This window comes from Methylophilus sp. DW102, assembly GCF_037076555.1.
In the GTDB taxonomy this organism is placed as follows: Bacteria; Pseudomonadota; Gammaproteobacteria; order Burkholderiales; family Methylophilaceae; genus Methylophilus; species Methylophilus glucosoxydans.
This window is the reverse complement of sequence record NZ_AP029023.1, coordinates 1,044,373-1,060,457: the sequence shown is the minus strand read 5'-3', so window position 1 is coordinate 1,060,457 and position 16,085 is coordinate 1,044,373. Positions and strand designations below refer to the sequence as shown.

13 protein-coding genes are annotated in these 16,085 nt (G+C 51.1%); 3 read left to right on the top strand and 10 right to left on the bottom strand.

All coding sequences use genetic code 11. From position 1 onward, the window contains the following. Positions 1-27: 27 nt before the first annotated feature. Positions 28-891 carry a mechanosensitive ion channel family protein gene (locus AACH41_RS04940; RefSeq protein WP_338657148.1) on the top strand — a complete coding sequence of 288 codons (864 nt, stop codon included), beginning with the start codon at positions 28-30 and terminating at the stop codon, positions 889-891. Between the two features lie 212 nt (positions 892-1,103). Here the strand turns inward: AACH41_RS04940 and glmM are convergent, their stop codons facing one another. From glmM to rlmE, 4 genes are all read right to left on the bottom strand, one after another. Beyond that, positions 1,104-2,456 carry a phosphoglucosamine mutase gene (gene glmM, locus AACH41_RS04935; RefSeq protein ID WP_194747117.1) on the bottom strand — a complete coding sequence of 451 codons (1,353 nt, stop codon included), beginning with the start codon at positions 2,454-2,456 and terminating at the stop codon, positions 1,104-1,106. Between the two features lie 48 nt (positions 2,457-2,504). Beyond that, the gene (gene folP, locus AACH41_RS04930) at positions 2,505-3,329 is read right to left on the bottom strand and encodes a dihydropteroate synthase (protein ID WP_338657145.1); all 825 of its coding nucleotides are present in this window, start codon (positions 3,327-3,329) and stop codon (positions 2,505-2,507) included. A 115-nt stretch (positions 3,330-3,444) separates the two neighbouring features. Then, positions 3,445-5,349, bottom strand: coding sequence for an ATP-dependent zinc metalloprotease FtsH (gene ftsH, locus AACH41_RS04925; RefSeq protein WP_194747119.1), 1,905 nt, complete (start codon positions 5,347-5,349; stop codon positions 3,445-3,447). Positions 5,350-5,496: 147 nt separating this feature from the next. Then, on the bottom strand, positions 5,497-6,117 hold the full coding sequence (gene rlmE, locus AACH41_RS04920; protein WP_338657143.1) for a 23S rRNA (uridine(2552)-2'-O)-methyltransferase RlmE: 621 nt from the start codon (positions 6,115-6,117) through the stop codon (positions 5,497-5,499). Positions 6,118-6,172: 55 nt separating this feature from the next. On the opposite strand from rlmE, the gene yhbY reads away from it, so the two are divergent. Next, positions 6,173-6,481: a ribosome assembly RNA-binding protein YhbY gene (gene yhbY / locus AACH41_RS04915; RefSeq protein WP_194747121.1), complete on the top strand. Its 309-nt coding sequence runs from the start codon at positions 6,173-6,175 to the stop codon at positions 6,479-6,481. A gap of 62 nt (positions 6,482-6,543) precedes the next feature. On the opposite strand, the gene AACH41_RS04910 is transcribed toward yhbY, so the two are convergent. The 6 genes from AACH41_RS04910 to bamE form a co-directional block, all read right to left on the bottom strand. Next, positions 6,544-6,999 (bottom strand): DUF4149 domain-containing protein, encoded by a 456-nt coding sequence (locus tag AACH41_RS04910; protein ID WP_194747122.1) that lies wholly within the window; start codon positions 6,997-6,999, stop codon positions 6,544-6,546. Between the two features lie 58 nt (positions 7,000-7,057). Continuing rightward, positions 7,058-7,540: a transcription elongation factor GreA gene (greA, locus tag AACH41_RS04905; RefSeq protein ID WP_194747123.1), complete on the bottom strand. Its 483-nt coding sequence runs from the start codon at positions 7,538-7,540 to the stop codon at positions 7,058-7,060. A gap of 92 nt (positions 7,541-7,632) precedes the next feature. Next, positions 7,633-10,848 carry a carbamoyl-phosphate synthase large subunit gene (gene carB / locus AACH41_RS04900; protein WP_194747124.1) on the bottom strand — a complete coding sequence of 1,072 codons (3,216 nt, stop codon included), beginning with the start codon at positions 10,846-10,848 and terminating at the stop codon, positions 7,633-7,635. After that, positions 10,848-11,987 (bottom strand): glutamine-hydrolyzing carbamoyl-phosphate synthase small subunit, encoded by a 1,140-nt coding sequence (gene carA / locus AACH41_RS04895; RefSeq protein ID WP_338657139.1) that lies wholly within the window; start codon positions 11,985-11,987, stop codon positions 10,848-10,850. Before carA ends, carB begins: the two co-directional genes overlap by 1 nt. Before the next feature lie 228 nt (positions 11,988-12,215). After that, positions 12,216-13,022, bottom strand: coding sequence for a 4-hydroxy-tetrahydrodipicolinate reductase (gene dapB / locus AACH41_RS04890; RefSeq protein WP_194747126.1), 807 nt, complete (start codon positions 13,020-13,022; stop codon positions 12,216-12,218). A gap of 45 nt (positions 13,023-13,067) precedes the next feature. Continuing rightward, positions 13,068-15,404 carry an outer membrane protein assembly factor BamE gene (gene bamE, locus AACH41_RS04885; RefSeq protein ID WP_338657136.1) on the bottom strand — a complete coding sequence of 779 codons (2,337 nt, stop codon included), beginning with the start codon at positions 15,402-15,404 and terminating at the stop codon, positions 13,068-13,070. Positions 15,405-15,576: 172 nt separating this feature from the next. Here bamE and fur point away from each other — a divergent pair, with 172 nt between their 5' ends. Then, positions 15,577-15,999 carry a ferric iron uptake transcriptional regulator gene (gene fur / locus AACH41_RS04880; RefSeq protein ID WP_194747128.1) on the top strand — a complete coding sequence of 141 codons (423 nt, stop codon included), beginning with the start codon at positions 15,577-15,579 and terminating at the stop codon, positions 15,997-15,999. Positions 16,000-16,085: the final 86 nt, after the last annotated feature.

The following is a 16,085-nucleotide window of genomic DNA, read 5'->3' as shown; positions in this document are numbered from 1 at the left end:
TATTGATCGAAAGGAGTGTTTGACACCATGTCTTGGTTTACATACTTAGGAATAGAGCAACCTGCGGAAATACTGGCGCTGGTAAAAACCCTGCTGCGTATTTTTTTCATTATTGGCGTGGCTTATTTTCTCAACCGGCTGAGCAAAAGCCTGATTGTGAAACTCAGAGATAAGCTTAACTCCAGGCAAGTAGACAACCTGGAAGAGATCAAACGTCTCAACACGCTCAGCATGGTGCTGCGGTATATCGTCACCACCGTGATTCTGGCGATTACCGTGGTCGAAATCCTGCATGAGCTTGGGATTTCGATTGCGCCGGTACTGGCGGCAGCCGGGGTCGTTGGTTTGGCAGTGGGCTTTGGCGCACAGAGCTTGGTCAAGGATTATTTTAATGGCTTTTTTCTGCTACTCGAAAACCAGATTCGCAAAGATGATGTCGTGGAAATTGCTGACAAAGCTGGCTTGGTGGAAGAAATTACGCTGCGTTATGTGAAGATGCGCGATTACGAAGGCAATGTGCATTATGTGCCCAATGGCCAGATCAGCACGGTAACCAATCGCTCGCGGGATTTTGCTTATGCGGTAATGGATATTGGTGTAGCTTACAAAGAGAATTTGGCACGCGTCATACAAGTCATGCTTCAAGTTGGAGCAGACTTATGTATGGACGACGAATTTAAACCTATTATTTTGGATAATCTGGAGATGGCTGGAGTCGACAATCTTGCAGACTCTGCTGTTGTCATTCGCTGTCGTTTAAAGGTACTTCCTTTACAGCAGTGGACCATCAAACGTGAGTACCTGAAACGGATCAAGAATGCCTTTGATGCAGAAGGTATTGAGATTCCCTTTCCACACCTTACGGTTTATCAAGGCAAACAGGCCGCATGATAAAAAGTGAGAAATCTTCCGCTTTCTTGTGGCTGCCAAAGTGATATTTTGACAACGCAGGTAAAACAACCTCAAGAGAATGCCAGATACACTAGGCCACAAAAATATGTAAGCCGAAGGGCTGAAGGTAGCTGATAAATTCAGATATCACAGACCCATCCAGCAAACTGAGGCATTTGTGAAAATAGAAAATTCGTCTATATGTTGTTTGCTCAATTAGTCAGTTGACGGATCACTTGTGCTAAATGCTCGGCCTGGGCTTGCACCAAACTCTGGTTCAACCCTTCGACCATCACGCGGATTTTGGGCTCAGTGCCAGAAGCGCGTAACAAGACCCTGCCTTCTCCATTAAGCGCAGCCTCAGCTTGTTGCACAGCTGTTTGCACGGCCGCCTGGTTCAAGTCCAGCTTTTGTTTGGTGGTTACATTAATCAACACCTGCGGATATAGCGTCAGGTCAGCACCCAGCTGTTGCAGGGACTTGCCGCTTTCACGCAAGGACTGCAACACCTGCAGGGCCGCAATAATCGCATCACCACTCGAGTGTTTATCCAGCGTGAGGATATGGCCAGAATTCTCCCCGCCCAGTTTCCAGTTTTTTTCCTGCAACAGCTCCAACACATAGCGGTCGCCGACATTGGCACGGCCAAACGGAATCTGATGCTTTTGCAAGGCGTGTTCCAGGGCCAAATTTGTCATGAGGGTACCGGCCACGCCGCCCTTGAGTTTGCCTTTGGCATACAGGCCCATGGCAATAATATAAAGTAACTGGTCACCATCCAGCAGCTTACCTGCACCATCGACCATCATGACACGGTCGCCATCGCCATCAAAGGCAATGCCTAAATCTGCCTGATGTTCCACCACGGCTTTTTGCAGGGCTTGCGGGTGAGTGGAACCCACCTGCTCGTTAATATTGAGGCCATCAGGATGATTGCCTATAGCGATGACGTCTGCCCCCAACTCATGGAACACCGGCGGCGCGACATGGTAGGTGGCGCCATGCGCACAATCGAGCACAATTTTGAGGCCACGCAGATCAAGGTGATTGGGAAACGTGCTTTTACAGAATTCGACATAGCGGCCCGCTGCGTCATCGACACGCTTCGCTTTGCCCAGTTGCGCGGAATCCATGACCTGCATGGGCTGAGCCAGCGCGGCCTCAATCGCATACTCGATCTCGTCCGGTAACTTGGTGCCCTGTGCAGAGAAAAACTTGATCCCGTTATCATAATAAGGGTTGTGTGAAGCAGAAATCACAATGCCGGCCTGCGCACGCAAGGCACGCGTTAGATAAGCCACGGCAGGCGTCGGCATGGGGCCAGTCAGCAGCACATCCACCCCAGCAGCAGACAATCCGGCCTCCAGGGACGCTTCCAGCATATAGCCAGAAATCCGCGTATCTTTGCCTATCAATACTGTGGGGCGTTTACCCGCAGGCAAGTGTTCATGGCTGGCCAATACACGTCCGGCTGCATAGCCCAAGCGCATGACAAACTCTGGCGTAATCACCGACTCTCCGACGCGTCCGCGAATGCCATCTGTACCGAAATATTGCTTACCCATGTGTGTATCCTTTAATCGTTATGCTTATGTATGGTCATGCTGAGCTGGCTATTTAAGTGCAGCAACCACCTTGAGGGCTTCAACCGTCGCCTTGACATCGTGCACGCGTAACAGATGCGCCCCTTGCATGGCACTAATTACGGCAGCAGCTACACTGGCGTGCAATCTGGCGTCGACATCGTTGCCAGTCATTTGTCCCAATACCGATTTACGCGACAGGCCAACCAGCAATGGGCAGCCCAGTTCGCTAAATTCAGGCAAAGCCTTGGCAAGGGCAATATTGTGCGCGCGCGTTTTACCAAAGCCAAAGCCTGGATCCAGCATAATCCGGTCTTGGGCGATGCCTTCCGCCAGACACATATCACGCTGGGTCTGCAAAAACAGTTTCACCTCAGCCACAACATCCTCATAGCGAGGATCCAGCTGCATGGTTTGCGGCATGCCTTGCATATGCATGATGCAAACACCGGCATCGCTCTTGGCAACCACCTCAAGCGCGCCAGGCTCCTGCAAGCCTCTCACATCATTGACGATGCTGGCGCCAGCCGCAAGCGCGGCCTGCATCACGGCAGGCTTATAAGTATCAATGGAGATCGGAACGGGAATATCGCGTGCGACCAGGGCCTCTATCACCGGCACCACACGTTGTAACTCTTCGGTCAGGGAGACAGGTGTCGCATTAGGCCGCGTAGACTCACCACCGATATCGAGCACCGCGGCGCCTTGTTCGATCAATGTCAATGCATGATGCACCGCGGCATCCACCTGCTGGAATTGACCGCCATCGGAAAAGGAGTCCGGCGTGACATTGACGATACCCATGACTTGGGGCTGGTCAAAATTGAGACGAAAACGTCCACAATGAAAGAGCATAGGTCATTGATTTCCAAAAAAACAAAGGCTGGCAAAAGCCAGCCTTGTTATTTTAACTGAAAGCCAGGTTGTCACAAACCTGTGGCCAACCTTAACCTCAATCTTTAGTTAGGCTTTAGGTCTCAGTATCATCGCCTTTTGCCGTTGGTTGCGGTGCCGGGTTTACCATCGTGCCTGAACCACTGCCACCAGAACTAATGGTAGGTCCATTTTTCTGCTTGGGTGGACGCACTGGCAAACCAGCCATAATGTCATTGACCTGATCAGCATCAATGGTTTCGAACTCCATCAAGGCTTTAGTCATCGCCTCCACTTTGTCGCGGTTATCTTCAAGCAATTTGCGCGCAATCGCATATTGCTCATCCAGGATACGGCGAATTTCAGCATCGACTTTTTGCTGCGTGGCTTCTGAGACGGTCCGTGAAGACATACTGCCCATCCAGGAATCCTGCTCGCTACCTGCATAGACCATGGTCCCCAGCGAATCGGACATCCCGAACTTGGTCACCATGTCACGCGCCATTTTTGTCGCACGCTCAAAGTCATTCGAAGCGCCGGTAGACATCTGATGCATGAAAATTTCTTCAGCAATCCGACCACCAAACAGAATCGAGATATCTTCCAGCATTTTGTCCTTGTAATTGCTGATACGGTCATGCTCAGGCAACTGCCAGGTCAAGCCCAGCGCCCAGCCACGCGGCATAATGGTGACCTTGTGCACAGGATCCGCTTTCGGCAGCAACTTGGCGACCACCGCATGCCCAGACTCATGATAGGCCGTATTCAACCGCTCCTCTTCACGCATCACCATAGACTTGCGCTCTGGCCCCATGAAGATTTTGTCTTTGGCATCCTCAAAATCTTGCATATCTACCGTGCGTTTATTACGACGTGCAGCGAACAACGCCGCTTCGTTGACCAGGTTAGCCAGATCAGCACCACTAAAGCCTGGTGTACCACGGGCAAGAATATCCGCTCTCACATCTGGATCAATGGGCACTTTACGCATATGCACATTGAGGATTTGCTCACGACCTTTGATGTCTGGCAAGCCGACCATAACCTGACGGTCAAAACGGCCAGGACGCAATAATGCTTTATCCAGAACATCGGCACGGTTGGTTGCTGCAATCACGATCACACCGGAATTGGCCTCAAAACCATCCATCTCAACCAACATCTGGTTCAACGTTTGCTCGCGCTCATCGTTACCGCCACCAGTACCGGCACCGCGGTGACGACCGACCGCATCAATCTCATCAATAAATACGATACAAGGGGAGTTCTTTTTGGCCGTTTCAAACATGTCACGCACACGCGCAGCACCCACGCCAACAAACATTTCCACAAAGTCAGAACCAGAGATACTGAAGAAAGGGACTTTGGCTTCACCGGCAATCGCACGGGCCAGCAAGGTCTTACCGGTCCCAGGCGGGCCTACCATCAATACGCCACGCGGGATGCGGCCACCCAGTTTCTGAAACTTGCTTGGGTCCTTCAAGAATTCAACCAACTCAGCCACTTCTTCTTTGGCTTCATCGCAACCGGCCACATCAGCAAATGTGGTGCTGTTGTTGGATTCATCCAGTTGACGTGCCTTGCTCTTGCCGAACGAGAATGGGCCACCGCCCTTGCCGCCACCTTGCATCTGGCGCATGAAGAAAATCCAGACACCGATCAAGAGAATCATGGGGAACCAGGAGACAAAAATGCTCATAAGCATGGATTCATGCTCTTCTGGTTTGGCTTCTACAATAACGTTATTTTTAAGCAGGTCTGATACCAACCATGGATCGGAAGGCGAGAATGTCTCATAGTTTTTGCCCTCGTTGGTAGTCACATGCAAGGAGCGACCATCAATCTGCACCTTGGCTACGCGGCCATCCTTGACCTCTTGCATGAACTGAGAGTAAACCACCTGGCCACTGCTTCTGCCCGTGCCGCTAAATTGATTAAATACCGTCATCAGCAACAAGGCAATTGCTACCCAAATCGCGATATTCTTCAGTAGATTATTCAAAGTGGTTCCTTAACTTTAAAAACGAAAGGCAGGGAGAATCCCTAAGAAAATAATGGAGGCAAAGCCTATAATTTCAAGCCTTCAATGGCATTGTATACCCATTTTTTTGCTTGTGCGATCAAACTAAACGCAAAAAAGCATTGCAATTCAAGCTTTTCGCTGCAAGCCCAGCAGATACACTTCACTGCTACGATCACGCGAGGCTTTAGGTTTACGTGTGACGACTTTGGCAAACTGGCCACGCATTTGTTTCACAATTTCCTCAAATCCACTACCGATAAAGACTTTGACCAGAAAGTTGCCGCCCGGTTTCAACCAATGCTGACAAAAATCCAGGGCGAGCTCTGTCAAATACGTTGCCCCTGCCTGGTCAACATCTTTGAGTCCGCTCATATTAGGCGCCATGTCGGCAATCACCAGATCGACCAGCTTGCCATTCAGCGCGGCCTCCAATTGCTGCAGTACCGTTTCTTCGCGAAAATCACCGCAAATAAATTCCACACCGGGAATCGGATGCATCTCCAGAATATCCAGTGCAATCACGCGGCCCTGGCCTTTGATGCGCTGGACCGCGACCTGTGACCAGCTGCCAGGTGTAGACCCCAGATCCACTACGGTCATGCCAGGCTTGATCAATTTATCTTTATCGTCAATTTCGAGCAGCTTATAAGCAGCGCGGGCACGGTAGCCGTCTTTTTGCGCACGCTTGACGAATTCGTCATTGAGATGCTCTTGCATCCAGGCTTTACTGGTTTTGGAGGGTTTCATAGGGGGAATTCCTGCTTCATGCTAAAATGCGGTCTGTTTTCAAGGAATATTTTGCATGCAATTAAACAGCAAACAAATCGCTTATTTACGTGGTCTGGCGCACAATTTAAATCCGGTAGTCATGATAGGCAACAATGGCCTGACAGACGCGGTACTCAAGGAAATCGAGGTCAGCCTCAATGCCCACGAGCTTATCAAAGTGCAAGTGGCGGGCGATGACCGCGATTTGCGTAAATCATTATTCGAAGAGATCGCCGATAAAGCGGGCGCCATCGCCGTGCACCATATCGGCAAACAACTAGTGTTTTATCGCGCCAGCGAAACCGTGAAAGCTTCAGCGAAGATCGTAATCCCCAAGCTGTAATCACGCTCACAAACACGCCTGATACAAAAAACGCGCATTCCTTTGCGCGTTTTTTATTGGCCTCAGTTCGACTTGACCACCAACCAGACGCCTAACAAACACTCAATCATGTAAGCAATACTCGCCACACCATGCCAGGTTTTAAAGCGGCTGGCGAACACACTTTGCATTACATCGTTTGGCAGAGCACTGGCTTTGAGCTGAGCCAATAATGGCTGGATGCCAAATTCGCCAATCAGGACCAGTATCCACATGATGAGGATCACCCAGAACAGGCCTTGCTTGAATGCGGAAAAACCGTCACTCGCCAGCCGCTGGATCAACAACCACAAGCCGCTGACAAGTCCAATGTAGCTGACAATCGTAAACAACTTTCCTGCGACGTTTCCGGCCAGCATATGGTCAGGAATGGTTTTGAACAGCACACTGGCGGTGATGGCGGTCATCCACAAAGCCCCCACCCATAACGTAAGTAAGACCGGGTTTAACCATCCGGTGAGTCCTGATTGCTTGGCCATCGCTGCTACGCTCCTATTTTCTGCTATTCACGCATCCCAGATGATTCAATCGCAAGGACTAAACGTAGAGTACCTCAATGATTTCGTACTCTTTCACGCCGCCTGGAGACTGGATTTCAACGACTTCACCCTCAGACTTGCCAATCAGGCCACGTGCAATTGGCGAACTAACCGAGATTTTGCCATTTTTGATATCGGCTTCGTCCTCACCCACGATCTGGTAGGTTTTAGCATCGCCAGAATCCAGGTCTTCAAATCTCACGGTCGCGCCAAACACCACACGACCCTCTGCATTGAGCATGGTTGGATCAATAATCTGCAGGTTGGACAATTTCGCCTCAAGCTCGGCAATCCGGCCTTCGATAAAGCTCTGGCGCTCTTTGGCTGACTCATACTCTGCATTCTCAGACAAGTCGCCTTGTGCCCGTGCCTCAGCGATTGCCTGGATAATATTGGGTCTATCCACCGCGCGCAAACGTTGTAATTCTTCTTTGAGCAATTCTGCACCTTTCACGGTGACAGGAATCTGATTGACTGCCATGATGAAAATACCTTCAAAAAATGAGTATAAAAAAAATAAACCACACCCGAATGAGCGTGGCTTATTTAAATATCAACTAAGCCTAGTGTATGTTAACCAAGGCGTTTGTGCAAGTCTTGCACCGAGTAGACATCCATATCCTTGCTTTGTGCCATGCCGATACAAGCGGCACGCGCACCCGCCAGAGTCGTGTAATAAGTCACCTTGTTCTGAAGCGCGCTGCGGCGGATCTCATACGAGTCAGTAATCGCCTTTTTGTCTTCTGTGACATTGACAATCAAACTGATCTCATCGTTCTTGATCATGTCGACAATATGCGGACGGCCTTCAGCGACTTTGTTCACCGGTGTCACCTCTAGACCTTGCTCGGCCAGTGCACGCGCTGTACCTTTGGTCGCCACTAGCGTGAAACCGAGTTTAACCAGGTCCTGCGCAATGTCGATCACTTTTTTGTGATCTTCGTTACGTACGCTGATAAAGGCTCTGCCCCCGGTAGGCATCTTCACAGAGGCCCCCAATTGTGACTTCACAAAAGCCTCGGCAAAAGTATTGCCTACACCCATCACTTCACCAGTGGACTTCATTTCAGGCCCCAGGATGGTATCCACGCCCGGAAACTTGATGAAGGGGAACACAGCTTCTTTCACCGAGTAATAAGGCGGAATCACTTCTTTGGTCACGCCTTGAGATTTCAGCGTCTGACCTGCCATGCAACGTGCCGCAATTTTGGCCAGCTGCAAGCCACAGGCTTTAGACACAAACGGTACGGTACGGGATGCGCGCGGGTTAACTTCTAGCACATATACGACATCGCCCTGCCCACTGTTCTGCACGGCAAACTGTACGTTCATCAGGCCCTTCACGCCCAGCGCTTTCGCCATTTGTACGGTTTGTCTGCGCAACTCATCTTGCAGGTCGTCGCTCAGGCTGTAAGGCGGCAGTGAACAGGCAGAGTCACCAGAGTGCACACCAGCTTGTTCCACGTGCTGCATGATGCCGCCGATCAACACATCTTCACCGTCGCTCAAAGCATCCACGTCTACTTCAATCGCATCGTTCAGGAAGCGGTCCAGCAGAACTGGGGACTCATTAGACACCTTAACCGCTTCACGCATGTAGCGCTCCAACTGGCTTTGCTCATGCACGATTTCCATCGCGCGGCCACCCAGAACATAAGAAGGGCGCACCACCAACGGGTAACCGATTTCAGTCGCAAGGCGAATTGCCTCTTCTGGCGCACGCGCTGTGCGGTTCGGCGGCTGCTTCAGGTTCAGGCTATGCAGCATTTGCTGGAAGCGTTCACGGTCTTCTGCACGGTCAATCGCATCAGGCGTGGTCCCAATGATAGGCACGCCAGCTTTTTCGAGGTCACGCGCCAGTTTGAGCGGGGTTTGGCCGCCATACTGCACAATCACACCCACCGGTTTTTCGATGTTGACGATTTCGAGTACGTCTTCCAGTGTCACCGGCTCAAAATAGAGACGGTCAGAGGTGTCGTAATCGGTAGAGACGGTTTCAGGGTTACAGTTGACCATAATGGTTTCGTAACCATCTTCACGCATGGCAAACGCCGCGTGCACACAGCAATAGTCAAACTCGATGCCCTGACCAATGCGGTTAGGACCACCGCCTAACACCATGATTTTTTTCTTGTCCGACGGATTGGACTCGCACTCTTCCTCATAGGTCGAGTACATATAAGCCGTGTTGGTGGCAAACTCAGCCGCACAGGTATCTACGCGCTTATAGACCGGACGCACATTAAGCGCCTGACGGAAAGCACGCACTGCATGCTGGTCTGTGCTCAACAGCTTGGCCAGTCTACGGTCAGAGAAGCCTTTACGCTTGAGGCGGAACAGAGTCTCTTTGGTCAAATCCCCCAGCGACTTGCCTGACAATGACAATTCGAGTTTGATGATTTCTTCAATCTGCACCAGGAACCAGCGGTCGATTTTGGTGATATCAAACACTTCATCCACACTCATGCCCAAACGGAAGGCGTCCGCCACGTACCAGATACGCTCAGGACCGGGCTCACCCATTTCCTTGACAATACGGTCTTTGTCATCGGTGACCGAATCCAGACCATCCACACCGACTTCCAGACCGCGTAACGCTTTCTGGAAAGACTCCTGGAAGCTACGACCCATGGCCATGACTTCACCCACAGATTTCATCTGGGTCGTCAAGCGGCTATCCGCCTGCGGAAATTTCTCAAACGCAAAACGTGGCACTTTAGTGACCACATAGTCAATCGATGGCTCAAATGAAGCCGGGGTCTGACCACCGGTAATTTCATTACGCAACTCATCCAGCGTAAAACCCACCGCCAGTTTGGCCGCGACTTTGGCAATCGGAAAGCCTGTTGCTTTGGATGCCAGCGCAGAGGAGCGTGACACCCGCGGGTTCATCTCAATCACAATCATGCGGCCATCGTTCGGGTTGATGGCAAACTGCACGTTGGAACCACCGGTATCTACCCCGATCTCACGCAATACGGCCAGTGAGGCATTACGCATGATCTGGTATTCTTTGTCGGTCAGGGTTTGTGCTGGCGCAACAGTAATACTGTCACCGGTATGCACGCCCATAGGATCCAGGTTTTCAATCGAACAGATAATGATGCAGTTGTCCGCTTTGTCGCGTACCACTTCCATCTCGTATTCTTTCCAGCCCAGCAGCGACTCTTCGATCAGCAACTCGTTGGTTGGGGAGGCATCCAGGCCACGCTCGCAAATGGCGATAAATTCTTCACGATTGTAGGCGATGCCACCACCACTGCCGCCCATGGTGAACGAAGGGCGAATAATCGCCGGATAACCAATAGTGGCCTGCACTTGCAAGGCTTCTTCGAGGCTGTGTGCAATCGCTGAACGTGCAGAACCCAGGCCAATTTTGGTCATGGCTTCTTTAAACTTCTGACGGTCTTCGGCTTTATCAATCGCCTCTTTAGTCGCGCCGATCAGTTCCACATTGTATTTCTGCAAGACGCCGTGCTTGTCCAGATCGAGGGCACAGTTCAATGCCGTTTGCCCACCCATGGTTGGCAGCAAGGCATCAGGACGCTCTTTTTCAATAATTTTTTCGACGATTTGCCAGGTAATGGGCTCGATGTAAGTCGCATCTGCCATTTCCGGGTCAGTCATGATGGTGGCTGGATTGGAGTTGACCAAAATGACCCGGTAACCCTCTTCCCGCAAGGCTTTACAGGCTTGGGCGCCAGAGTAATCAAACTCACAGGCTTGACCAATGACAATCGGACCTGCACCGATAATCAGAATACTTTTAATGTCGGTTCTTTTTGCCATTAGATGGACTTTCTTTCTTGCATTAACTGGATAAAGCGGTCAAACAACACGCTCATTTCTTGCGGGCCTGGGCTGGCTTCCGGGTGTCCCTGGAAGCTGAAGGCGGGCTTGTCTGTACGCGCGATCCCTTGCAGGCTGCCATCAAACAATGACACATGCGTCACTTTGACATTGGCAGGCAGCGTCGCCGGGTCAGCCGCAAAACCATGGTTCTGGCTGGTGATATACACACGCTTGCTTTCCACATCCTGTACCGGATGGTTGGCACCGTGATGACCAAATTTCATTTTCAGGGTTTTTGCACCACTGGCCAATGCCAGCAACTGGTGGCCCAGACAGATCCCAAAAGTGGGGATGCCTGAATCCACCAAGGTTTTGATCGCTTTTATTGCGTAATCACATGGTTCAGGATCACCAGGGCCGTTAGACAGGAAAATGCCATCGGGCTGATAGGCCAAGGCTTGTTCGGCGGTTGCCTGGGCCGGCAAAACGGTGACTTTACAGCCACGTGAAACCAGCATGCGCAGAATGTTGCGTTTCACACCATAGTCAAATGCCACCACATGAAACTGTTGCTCAGCCGCTTTGCTAAAGCCCGCGCCTAATTGCCATTCCTGCTCGGTAAACTCATAGGCTTGTGTACAGCTCACCACTTTAGCCAAGTCCATCCCGGCAAGTCCGGGGAAGCCCTGTGCATGGGCCAATGCCTGCGCTTCATCCACATGCTCACCCGCCATAATACAGCCGGCTTGCGCACCCTTTTCACGCAAAATACGGGTCAACTTGCGCGTATCGATATCAGCAATCGCCACTACATTGTTGGTCTTGAGATAATCGGAAAGATTTTGTTCACTGCGGAAATTGCTTTCCAATAAGGGCAGGTCACGAATAATCAGACCCGCAGCATAGACTTTGCCAGATTCCACATCTTCGCTATTGGTACCATAGTTACCAATATGCGGATAAGTCAATGTGACAATTTGTTCGGTATAGGAAGGATCGGTAAGAATTTCCTGATAACCGGTGATAGAGGTATTAAACACCACCTCACCGACTGTATGACCGGAAGCGCCAATGCTCATGCCCTTAAAAACAGTTCCATCTGCTAACACTAAAATCGCTGGAATTGTTTTTGACACCTTTAGCTCCTTAAGTTTGAATCGAAACACATCTTTTGAAGGTCGCAACATGCCTGCGAGGGCCCTATGCAGCGGTGAGTAGATGTGCAAAACGGGAAAAGTTTTTTGGACTCTTCCCGTTCAGAATTGCGGCATTATAGCCTAGATTAAAGCCTCACTCAAGGGCGAGGTATTGTCAGAGGATGTTAAAGCATGATGATTGCCCGCGTGAAATCAGCGGCTTAACCATCAATTCTTGTCAAAGCCAAGCACATCTCGCATATCAAACAAACCGGCCTGTTGGGTTGCCAGAAACTTGGCAGCGCGCAACGCGCCCTGAGCAAAGGTCGCCCGGCTGGAGGCCTTGTGCGTTAACTCTACACGCTCACCCACACCCGCCAGGACCACCGTATGATCGCCCACCACATCGCCACCGCGCAGGGTTGCGAAGCCTATGGTGCCCGCTTCACGCTCACCAGTGACACCTTCACGCGCATACACGGCACAATCCTTCAGTGCCTTGTCTATGCCTTTGGCTGCGGCTTCGCCCAAGCGCAGTGCCGTGCCAGACGGCGCATCGACTTTATGGCGATGGTGCATTTCGACGACTTCGATATCGTAGCCTTGGTTTAATACGCGCGCGGCTTGTTCAACCAAGTTAATCAGCAAGGTGACACCCACGCTCATATTGGGCGCAAACACAATCCCGATATTTTTGGCAGCTGCCTCAATACTGACTTTCTCAGCCTCGCTAAACCCTGTGGTGCCAATCACCAGCTTCACCTGCGCCTGCTGACACGCTTGCAAATATTGCATACTGGCTTCAGGACGGGTGAAGTCCACCAGCACATCAGCCCCCTTCAATGCAGATTCAACATCAGAAGTAATTTTGACGCCACTCAACTTGCCAAACTGCTCACCAGCATCTCGACCAATCATGGCACTTTCAGCACGATCCAAGGCCGCATGCAGTTGCAAGCCAGGATCAGAAAAAACGCCTTCAAGCAGGGCATGCCCCATACGGCCAGACACGCCTGCAATCACTACTTTCAACATAACTCGCTCAACTTATTGTTTTATATACTATTTTAGAAAAACGGATTAAAAACCGATTTGCTCCAACACGCCATCCAGATGCTCTGCGCTGCCTTCTGGCGCCGTCACCTGTTGCTTGGTGGCTGGCAGTTCTGCACCATTGCCAGCACTTTCACGCACGATCAACCAGCGCTTGCTAGCGTTATCCAGCTTGAGCTGCAGACGTTTGACCATTTCGTCGCGATAGGCTTTAGAAGCATACTTCTGATTGAAGGTGACCACTGCACTATCCCCTTCCCGCGCCACACTCACATCAGTGATTTCGAGCGTGATTTTACCTTGCTGTGGAGACAGGCGTTTTTTACGTTGCGCCTCCCAGGCTCCGCGGCTAGGCAAGCCTTCTGGCACAAACTCAGGCGAGTAAGCAGCAAAATAAGCATTCACATTTTTGTTTCGCCAAGCCTGCGCCCAGGCATCCACGGCCGCCTCTACACTGACTTCAGGAGTAGCGGCTGGAGGTTGTGTTGCCACTTCAGCCTGATCCATGGCAGGGGCAACCATCGGCGTCTCGGCCAACATCACCTTGGGCGTTGCTGCTACTGCAGCCACGGCTGGAATCGTTGCCGTACGCTCACGCGCAATTAACCAGCGTCTTTGGCTAGGCTCATAACGCATTTCAAGCGTCTTATTCAGCACATCTTTGTAAGTCTTGGCCGAATATTTTTGTTCAAATTGCACCACCGCAGAGACACCATCGCGCTGCACCACAATATTATTCAAGACCAGTGTGATTGGGCCCTGGCTGGGAGAAAGACGCTGCTTGCGTTGTGCCTCCCATGCCGCTTTGCTGGGCAAGTTTTCTGGCACAAAGTCAGGCGCGTAGGCGGCCAGATAGGTTTTAATATTCTTACTGCGCCAGGCCTGCGCCCAATTGGCGACTGCCTGATTAATCTCGGCATCACCGACAGCGGCAGAAGGCTCAGCAGCATTTTCTGCCACGGTCGCCACATTATGCTCGGCTGGCTTGGCAAGCGCAGCTTCTGGTGGTAATACAGGCGTGACAGGTGCAGCCGCCAGACTTTCAGACTGAGGAGATGCAGCGGGTTCAGCAACAACAGGCGCCACTGCAAGCGCGGCGGCAGGGCTGCTTGGCGTCACAGACTCTTTAGCTGTAGGCACTTGCGCAACCGCTTCTTTGACAGCTGGTTTTGAAACTGACGGTGGAGGTGGAGGCGGCAGCTCCGGTTCGGGTTCAGGTTCTGGCAACTGCTCCGCAATAAATGTAGGTGCTGGCTGGCTGGCTGCTTCTGCTTTTGGGGCAACGCCTTTTTCAGTCACTTGATGCGCTTGTGCATCCGTCGCAGGCTGATTGGCTTCAGCCATATTGCCCTTGATCATTTCCTGTTCGGTAGGGATGACAGGCGCGACATATTCCCCCTCAGGAATATAAGGGATAACCTCGTCATCTTCAGTCATGTTGACTGTAGTCGGTGGTGAAGCTGGCTTAGCCACCGGCGCAACAGACAAGGGCTTGGTCTGCGGTTTAGGTGCGATTGATTTTTTGCTGTTTTTTGACTTAGGGGCAGCCTCAGCAACAGCAACGGTAGCGGCCGTCGCGGCGACCGCGGCCGATGGACTTACGCCAGGTGCATTTGCAGCAGAGGCAGGACTCGTGGTGGAAGCCGCGCTTGCTGCAGTATTCGATTCAGCCGCAGGTACTGCCACAGCAGGCGGCGCAGCATCCTGTTCAAAGACAGGTGGCGGCTCAACGGTGTCTGCAATTTGTGCCGCCATGGTTTTTTCATTCATGGCCTGTGTACTGGCCGCCAAAGCTGGAGTACTCGCCTCTGCCGGATTCGCTTTCACCATTTCTTGCGGAGTAGGGGCTGCCTTATATTCCCCCTCAGGGATATGCGGCACAATTTCCTCATCGGCCATCTGCTGCGGAGTGACGGCTGCTTGAACCTGCGTAGGAGACTCGGCAGTGACCACTTTATTGGCTGAGTCCGCTTTGGCTGGCTTAGCTTCCTTCGCTTGAGCATCACCCTCCCAGAATTTCAGCTTGTCCGCCCAGGACTCCTCTTTCGTTGCTTCAGCTTTTTTAACCGGAGCTTCTACAATGGTTTTGATGTCCGGGTTCTCTGCCGAAGGAATCACATCGCCACGCACAGCCACCAGGCTGTCCTTATCAAAATCCAGAATGACGCGACGTTTTTCAACAATTTGGCCTTGCTGGCGTAACTCGTAAAAATAGTCCCAGCGATTATCACTGAAACTATCTACGATGAGCGGTGTCCCCATAATGTAGCGGACTTGCGAACGGTTCATACCCGGCCGCAGTTGCATTAACATTTTTGAAGTCACCACATTGCCCTGCTGGATGTCCATCTTGAATGGTTTCATTGATGGAAGCTTGGCGCCGCACCCACTCTCCAGAGATGCGACAACCAACACAAATAAGATAGAATTACGCATTGGATTCACTTTATAATCGGTATATTCATTACATACATTAATATACCACGTAGTTTCGCGAATCAAGTACGCCATACTACTTAACCCTCGGACAAAAATTATGCATGATCCTAAAGACCTCAAAAATGCAGGCCTCAAAGCAACACTGCCCCGTTTAAAAATTCTGGAGCTATTTGAAAACAGCGAGCAGCGCCACCTGTCCGCGGAGGATATCTACAAGATCATGATCACCAACGGCGAAGACGTGGGCTTGGCAACGGTCTACCGCGTCTTAACGCAATTTGAGCAGGCAGGCTTGCTGGTACGGCATCACTTTGAGAGTGGCAAAGCCGTGTTTGAAATGAATGAAGGCACTCACCATGATCATATTGTCTGCATCAAATGTGGCCGGGTAGAAGAGTTTTATGATGAAGAGATCGAAAAGAGACAGAAAGCTGCCGCCGAAAAATATGGCTTTAGCATGCAAGATCACTCTTTAACTATTTATGGGACATGTACAAAAACCTCTTGTAACGAATCCTGATATTCAACTATCAACTATTCAGGTCTTAACACCGACCTGGATACGCTTGATTGTCAGCCTCGCTCAGAGGCATGTTAAGTCCACAG

Bases quoted from the DNA above. Each gene is read 5' to 3' on its own strand.
- AACH41_RS04940 (WP_338657148.1), top strand. From the start codon at position 28: ATGTCTTGGTTTACATACTTAGGAATAGAGCAACCTGCGGAAATACTG.
- glmM (WP_194747117.1), bottom strand. From the start codon at position 2,456: ATGGGTAAGCAATATTTCGGTACAGATGGCATTCGCGGACGCGTCGGA.
- folP (WP_338657145.1), bottom strand. From the start codon at position 3,329: ATGCTCTTTCATTGTGGACGTTTTCGTCTCAATTTTGACCAGCCCCAA.
- rlmE (WP_338657143.1), bottom strand. From the start codon at position 6,117: ATGAAACCCTCCAAAACCAGTAAAGCCTGGATGCAAGAGCATCTCAAT.
- yhbY (WP_194747121.1), top strand. From the start codon at position 6,173: ATGCAATTAAACAGCAAACAAATCGCTTATTTACGTGGTCTGGCGCAC.
- AACH41_RS04910 (WP_194747122.1), bottom strand. From the start codon at position 6,999: ATGGCCAAGCAATCAGGACTCACCGGATGGTTAAACCCGGTCTTACTT.
- greA (WP_194747123.1), bottom strand. From the start codon at position 7,540: ATGGCAGTCAATCAGATTCCTGTCACCGTGAAAGGTGCAGAATTGCTC.
- carB (WP_194747124.1), bottom strand. From the start codon at position 10,848: ATGGCAAAAAGAACCGACATTAAAAGTATTCTGATTATCGGTGCAGGT.
- dapB (WP_194747126.1), bottom strand. From the start codon at position 13,022: ATGTTGAAAGTAGTGATTGCAGGCGTGTCTGGCCGTATGGGGCATGCC.
- bamE (WP_338657136.1), bottom strand. From the start codon at position 15,404: ATGAAACCATTCAAGATGGACATCCAGCAGGGCAATGTGGTGACTTCA.
- fur (WP_194747128.1), top strand. From the start codon at position 15,577: ATGCATGATCCTAAAGACCTCAAAAATGCAGGCCTCAAAGCAACACTG.